Origin of the sequence: Desulfosarcina sp. (genome assembly GCF_041551955.1) — a bacterium.
Classification (GTDB): Bacteria; Desulfobacterota; Desulfobacteria; order Desulfobacterales; family Desulfosarcinaceae; genus Desulfosarcina.
This window is the reverse complement of sequence record NZ_JBFELV010000547.1, coordinates 1-3,006: the sequence shown is the minus strand read 5'-3', so window position 1 is coordinate 3,006 and position 3,006 is coordinate 1. Positions and strand designations below refer to the sequence as shown.

Here is a 3,006-nt window from a genome sequence, read left to right as displayed (position 1 = left end):
GGCGTTGGGGGCGATTTTGTCGAGGGGATAACCCGGGGCGGCCATGGTTCAGATGGACGGTCACCACGGCTGTGATTCCGTTTTTCATTTTGACAAGCGTCCCCCTTTGGCAGTACATACGGGATCTATTTATACTTGACGGCTTCGTAAAAAGTCCGATATCTGCGTTACGCTTCATCCCTCGTCACTGCGGCGTACTTTCATGTACGCCTCCTTCCTCGGGATTGGCAAGCCTTGATCTCGAACTTTTTGCGAAGTCGTCTGAAATGTGAATTTCTTCGAATTCGTCAACCGTTTACTTGCCGGGAGAGACTCTGGATGAACACCCAAACCCTGATACTGACCGTTCTGGTCTTCTGGCTGGTCATGGGCCTGGCCTTTTTGTCCGCTTACTCGGAAGTGAAGCGCACCGGGGGAACCCTGGCGGACGCCATGCGCAACAACGAGACCTTTTTCTTTATCGTCAGCATCGTGGTGGGGCTGGTCGTTGTGGCCTTCAAACTGACCTGATCCACGGTTTCGTAAAAAATCCGATATCTGCGTTATGCTCCATTTTATTCCCGACAGCCGCTTCCGTTCCCCTTCGATCCAGTCGATCCGGCTCCACAACCCTTGAAGGATGCGTACCTCGCGGTCGCTCAGGCCGCTGCGGCCGAACAGCCGCCGAAACGACCGCAGGACGTGGTCCGGGTTCTGCGGGTCCAGGTACTCGGCTTCCAGCAGCGTGCGGCGCATGTGCTGGAACATGTTCTCCACATCCGCGGCCTGGGCCGGCACCGGGTCGTCATTGCAGATCCGGGTGACATCCATGGCCCCTTTGCGAAGTTCGTAAAGCAGCAGTGAGACCGCATGGGACAGGTTCATGGAGGGATAGACGCTGTGGGTGGGTATGGTGATGAAAAACTGGCACAGGTCCAGTTCGCTGGTGTGCAGGCCCCGATCCTCGCGGCCGAACACGAATGCCACCCGGCTGCCGGACGATTGGGCCAGCGCATGGCCGGCAGCTTGTTCGGGGGTCAGAAAATCCTCCCGATACTTGCCGAAGCGGCGGGTGGTGCCGAAGGCCAGGTGAAAATCGGCCAATGCCTGCTGCAGCGTTTGATAAACCGGTGCATGTTTCAACATCGATTCGGCCTTGAGCGCCATCCGCCGGGCGTCCAGCGACCGGTAATCCGCGCACGGGTTAACCAGACGAAGGTCCGCGCAACCGAAATTCATCATACAGCGGCACACCGACCCCACATTGATCGGTCCCTGGGGCTCGACGAGAACGATGCTGATGTTATCCATTTCGTCTTTCGATCCCTTTGTCGCGTTTTTGCACCAGCACCTTGCCGATCAACATCCCCAGCGGCGCCAGGTGATAGATCAGGTCGAACATGTCGATGGGGCGGGAAAGGGTTCCTTGCTTGATCATGATCAGCTTCTCCCAGACGTGGGGCATCGGTTTGAAGGGCGCCAGCAGCATGAATAGCGTCAACGGTATCAGGGCGGCGAAAGGAATTTTTTTGAGCAGGCGTCGCACACCAATGCCTCCGGTGGGGTGATGGTCCTGTTTTCAAGCGATCCAGCAACAAGAAACTATCGTGAAAATGACACAGTCGGCCGCAGTATGTCAACGGCCGCGAGCATTGTCCACAGGCCGCCAAATGGCGCACCGGGAGCATGACGACAGCGGGTCGACGGAAAGGTGTCGGCTGCGTGCGTGCGGTTGTTGCTTCAATCGGCAAACAATCCCTTTTACGATCGGCGTTTTTGAGGTAATGGAGAGTTGCAGGGCCATCACCGGCAATTCAGTAATGCGGGTCAGCATAAGGACGTAAAGGATGAAATCAGCCAAGGATTATATTGTCTTTCCTCTCGATGTACCCAGCGCCGAAGAAGCCAGGTCGCTGGTCGGCCTGCTTGCCAACGATGTGGGCATGTTCAAGGTCGGCCTGGAACTGTTCATTCGGTCAGGCGCTGAAATGGTGCGCTGGATTCAACAGGCGGGGCCAGCCAAGGTGTTTCTGGATTTAAAGCTCCACGATATCCCGGCTACCGTCCAACGGGCTATGGCCCAGGTGGCCGAGCTGGGTGTCTACCTGGCGACGGTTCATTGCGGCGAGAGCCGGGCGATGCTGGAGGCTGCCGTGAAAGGGGCCGGCGGACGGGTCAATGTGCTGGGGGTCACCTTGCTGACCAGTGTCTCTTCCACTGAACTGGAAGAGGCGGGCTTCCGGGAACGCTATTGGAAGGACCTGCAGCAGCTGGTGATGAAAAAAGCGACCATGGCCCGTGACGCCGGCTGCGCGGGAATCGTTTGCTCCGGTCATGAAGTCGACGGCATCAAGACGGTCTTTGGCGATGGTTTTCTGGCGGTGACACCCGGCATCCGGCCGATCGACGGCGGTGTCGCCGCGGACGACCAGTCACGGGTCGTGACCCCGGCCATGGCGGTGCGGCGGGGGTCGGATTACCTGGTAATCGGCAGGCCCATAAGGGATGCCGCCGATCCCCGGGCGGCTGCAAGGGCTATTGCTGCAGAGATCCAAGGCGCCTTGACGGGTTCGTAAAAAACCCGATATCTGCGTTACGCTTCATCCTTCGTCACTGCGGCGTACCGTAAGTACGCTGCCTTCGGCACCCGCGATAGCGGTATTCTCAGGATTTGCAAGCCTTGCTCTCGAACTTTTTACGAGCCCGTCGGAAATTCGCTTGCGGATCACGCCGGGTAGGGTATCGAACAATCGGTTCTCTTTTTGAGCGTTTTTCTTGAACCCCTGACACCTCGACCCCTTGGACCCTTCAGTTTTTATCAGTGCGTCTGGATATAGCGCCACAGGGCTGTAGCCAGCACCACGGCGCAGATTACGAGAACGAAACGGATTTGTCCGGGTGAGAAGTGCTTCATTAAGTTCGTTGACGAATCCGTCAATCTTCTCTGTCCAGCCCGAATGCCGTATGCAGCACCCTGACGGCCAGTTCGGTATACTTTTCCTCGATGATGCAGGAGATTCGGATCTC

The 3,006-nt window shown here is 57.4% G+C and carries 4 protein-coding genes; 1 reads left to right on the top strand and 3 read right to left on the bottom strand.

Features of this window, described 5'->3' with window-relative positions; genetic code table 11:
- Nucleotides 1–174: 174 nt before the first annotated feature.
- Nucleotides 175–1,290, bottom strand: coding sequence for an RNA methyltransferase (locus ABYV26_RS23905; protein WP_372683858.1), 1,116 nt, complete (start codon nucleotides 1,288–1,290; stop codon nucleotides 175–177).
- Complete coding sequence (locus tag ABYV26_RS23900) at nucleotides 1,283–1,525, bottom strand: hypothetical protein (RefSeq protein WP_372683857.1); 243 nt, start codon at nucleotides 1,523–1,525, stop codon at nucleotides 1,283–1,285. The genes ABYV26_RS23905 and ABYV26_RS23900 overlap by 8 nt, the downstream gene beginning before the upstream one ends.
- A 301-nt stretch (nucleotides 1,526–1,826) precedes the next feature.
- On the opposite strand from ABYV26_RS23900, the gene pyrF reads away from it, so the two are divergent.
- Complete coding sequence (gene pyrF, locus ABYV26_RS23895; protein WP_372683856.1) at nucleotides 1,827–2,555, top strand: orotidine-5'-phosphate decarboxylase; 729 nt, start codon at nucleotides 1,827–1,829, stop codon at nucleotides 2,553–2,555.
- Nucleotides 2,556–2,913: 358 nt separating this feature from the next.
- Here pyrF and ABYV26_RS23890 read toward each other — a convergent pair whose 3' ends face one another.
- Nucleotides 2,914–2,997 carry a hypothetical protein gene (locus ABYV26_RS23890; RefSeq protein ID WP_372683859.1) on the bottom strand — a complete coding sequence of 28 codons (84 nt, stop codon included), beginning with the start codon at nucleotides 2,995–2,997 and terminating at the stop codon, nucleotides 2,914–2,916.
- Nucleotides 2,998–3,006 lie beyond the last annotated feature (9 nt).